The sequence below is a fragment of the Streptomyces sp. T39 genome, assembly GCF_008042045.1.
GTDB lineage: Bacteria > Actinomycetota > Actinomycetes > Streptomycetales > Streptomycetaceae > Streptomyces.
Window position 1 is genome coordinate 5,539 of sequence record NZ_RDBP01000023.1, and the last position, 2,640, is coordinate 8,178.

Here is a 2,640-nt window from a genome sequence, read left to right on the forward strand (position 1 = left end):
CACCCGCGACCCACCCCGAACAGGAGCCCCGCCATGGACCAGCCCCTCAGCACCGGCGCACCGGCCACGCCGCCCCCGCTCGGCGAACACCTGCGCTCGCCCCGGCTGCGCGCCGCCATGCTCGTTCAGCAGGAGGTCCTGTACGCGGCACGCGCCTACCTCCGCGGCGAGGGGTTCACCGAGCTGCTGCCCCCGCTCGTCGGGCCCGTCACCGACCCCGGCGGCCGCGGCGCCAAGGCCCTGGACGTCGACTACTACGGCCACCCCTACAAGCTGATGACCAGCGCCATCCTCTACAAGCAGGCGTCCCTGCACGGCTTCCCCCGGCTCTTCTACATCGCCCCCAACGTCCGCGTGGAGCCCGAGGAGACCGCCGGCACCGGCCGCCACCTCGTCGAGTTCCACCAGATCGACGTGGAGATCGCCGACGCGAGCCGCGAGGACGCCCAGGAGATCGCCGCCGGGCTGCTCACCCACGTCACCGAGCACGTGTGGACCACCGTCCCGGAGATACTCACCGAACTCGGCCGCGCGGAGGGCGACTTCGCCGACATCCGGTCCGGCAAGTACGACGTCCGCACCCACGACGAGGCCGTCGCCCGCCTCCTCGCCGAGGGCCACCCGCAGAACCCCGACGGGGAGATCGACTGGGCCGGTGAACGGCTGCTGTCCCTGGAGAGCGACCGCGCCTTCTTCGTCAACGACTATCCCAAGGGCTCCCGCGGCTTCTACGACCGCGAGGACCCCGCCAACCCCGGCGTGCTGCGCAACTTCGACCTCATCGCCCCCCACGGCTTCGGCGAACTGGTCTCCGGCAGCGAACGCGAGGCCGACTACGCCACCATCGTCACCCGTATGCGGGAGAGCGGCGAGAACCCCGCCAAGTACGCCTGGTACCTCAAGGAGGCCCGCGACGGCATCCCCGCCAGCGCCGGCTTCGGCATGGGTCTCCAGCGCCTGGTGCGCTTCCTCACCGGCCTCGACGCCCTCTGGCAGGTCTCCGCCTACCCGAAGCTCCCCGGGGTGGTGGCCCCGTGACCGCGCTCAGCGCCCCCGGCTTCCCCGAGGACTCCGTCCGCGTCCGTGCCCGCGACGGCGCCGCCGCCGTCTTCCCCGACCCCGCCGGTTACGGCACCCGCCTCTACGGCCCCGGCCCCGGCGCGGCGGGCGACGCGCTCGACCGCGCACGGATCGTCCCGCCCGTCTTCATGCCCGAACGGCTCGAGAAGCTCATCGACCTCGCCCGGGAGCCCGAGTTCTCCGACGTCGCCCTCACCACCGCGGTCGGCGGCTTCACCGCCCGGCTGCCGCTCTACCTCTCCGCCTTCGGCTCCACCCGCGCCGGGAGCGGCGACCTCTCCGTGCACGCCGCCCGCCAGGCCGCCCGTCTCGGCATCCCCATGGTCATCGGCGAGAACATGGTCCCCGTCCACGGCTACCGCCGTGCCGGTGATGCGGTGCGCTCCGCCCTGCGCGCCCGGATCGACGCCTACCTGGAGGAGGTCCCCGACGACTGCGGCGGGATCGTCGTCCAGCAGTCCACCGAGGACGCCGACTCCGAGGTGTGGAACCTCCTCTACAGCGACCCCGCCTTCCGCCCGCTCCTGGAGACCGGCCGCCTCGCCTTCGAGCTGAAGACCGGTCAGGGCGCCAAACCCGGCCTCGGCGGCATGACCGTCGTCGGCCGCGCCGAGGCCGAGCAGCTCGCCCGCCGCTTCACCGTCCGCGCCGTGTTCGGCGAGGACAGCGCCCACCGGCTGCGCTGCGCCACCCCCGGCACGTTCACCGACGAGATCCTGCGCCAGCAGCTCCGCTTCATGCGCAACAACTTCCCCAAGGCGCGCACCTGGGTGAAGTTCCACCCCGGCCGTGACATCGACCGGGCCGCCCGCACCGCCTGGGCCGCCGGCGCGGACGCCGTCACCGTCGACGGCGCCGAGGGCGGCACCGGCTGGGCCCCCGGCGTCTTCCTCGACCAGGTCGGCCTGCCGCTCGCCGAATGCCTGCGCCGCATCGGCCGCCCGGACGGCTGCCTGCTCGCCACCGGCGGCATCTGGGAGGGCGGACGCACCCTGCGCGCCCTCGCCCTCGGCGCCCGCGCGGTCGGCCTCGGCCGGGCCGCCCTCGTCGCCGTCGACGAGGACCCCGAGCACGGCCTGGAACGCCTCGCCGACGCCCTCGCCCTCGAACTACGCCTGCTCGTCAGCGCGCTCGGCAAGTACGACACCGGGGCCCTCGGCCCCGAGGACCTGTGGTGGCCCGACGGCCACACTGCCGCCCCCGCCCACCCGGCGGCGGTCACCGCTGCGCCGCCGCACGCGGCACGGCCCGCGGGGGGCACCGGATGAGCGCCCACCGCAGGCCCGGCACAGGCCGCACGGTCCACGCCCGCTTCCGGGTGCGGGAGATCCCCGGCATCACCGTGACGGCGCCCGACGACGGGGAGGCGGTCGGCGACGAGGGCGGCCCGGCCGAGGCCGACCGCGCGGGCGCCGAGGGCGAGGGCGCGCAGGGTGCGTCCGCCCTCCCAGATGCCGCCGGTGGCGAGCAGGCAGCCGTCCGGGCGGCCGATGCGGCGCAGGCATTCGGCGAGCGGCAGGCCGACCTGGTCGAGGAAGACGCCGGGGGCCCAGCCGGTGC

General features: G+C 75.1%; 2 protein-coding genes and 1 pseudogene. 2 read left to right on the plus strand and 1 reads right to left on the minus strand.

Annotated elements, in window-relative coordinates; all coding sequences use genetic code 11:
- Positions 1-33 precede the first annotated feature (33 nt).
- Positions 34-1,038 carry an asparagine synthetase A gene (locus EAO77_RS20210; protein WP_147989702.1) on the plus strand — a complete coding sequence of 335 codons (1,005 nt, stop codon included), beginning with the start codon at positions 34-36 and terminating at the stop codon, positions 1,036-1,038.
- The gene (locus tag EAO77_RS20215; protein ID WP_147989703.1) at positions 1,035-2,348 is read left to right on the plus strand and encodes a glutamate synthase-related protein; all 1,314 of its coding nucleotides are present in this window, start codon (positions 1,035-1,037) and stop codon (positions 2,346-2,348) included. The genes EAO77_RS20210 and EAO77_RS20215 overlap by 4 nt, the downstream gene beginning before the upstream one ends.
- Positions 2,349-2,452: 104 nt before the next feature.
- On the opposite strand, the pseudogene EAO77_RS40170 reads toward EAO77_RS20215, so the two are convergent.
- Positions 2,453-2,640, minus strand: a pseudogene (locus EAO77_RS40170) (alpha-hydroxy-acid oxidizing protein); the annotation flags it as partial.

What these genes read in the sequence shown, in the direction of transcription:
- EAO77_RS20210 (WP_147989702.1), top strand. Translation starts at nt 34, where the DNA reads ATGGACCAGCCCCTCAGCACCGGCGCACCGGCCACGCCGCCCCCGCTC.